Origin of the sequence: Pseudomonas sp. HY2-MNA-CIBAN-0224 (assembly GCF_040310285.1) — a bacterium.
Classification (GTDB): domain Bacteria; phylum Pseudomonadota; class Gammaproteobacteria; order Pseudomonadales; family Pseudomonadaceae; genus Aquipseudomonas; species Aquipseudomonas helleri.
In genome coordinates, this window is sequence record NZ_JBEOPQ010000372.1 from 1 (window position 1) to 291 (window position 291).

Here is a 291-nt window from a genome sequence, read left to right on the forward strand (position 1 = left end):
GCCTAACGGCATTGCTATTAGTGGCGTGCGGCGAACAACCTGCACAACAAGCCAATACATCTGCAGCGCCTAAGGTAGATGTTGCTAACGTGCTTTATGAGCGCATTACCGAGTGGGATCAATTTACCGGACGCTTACAAGCCCCTGAAAAGGTCACTTTAGTGCCTCGCGTATCGGGCTATATTGAATCGATTAACTTTAAAGAAGGCGCGCTAGTGCAAAAAGGCGATGTGTTATTTACCATCGACTCGAGTGTTTTTATTGCTGAATATGAACGCCTTAAAGCAGAAT

Annotated in this window: 1 pseudogene; it reads left to right on the forward strand. The window is 46.0% G+C overall.

What is annotated here, in order from left to right:
- Positions 1 to 291 (forward strand): annotated as a pseudogene (locus AAEZ03_RS26790) (efflux transporter periplasmic adaptor subunit); the annotation flags it as partial.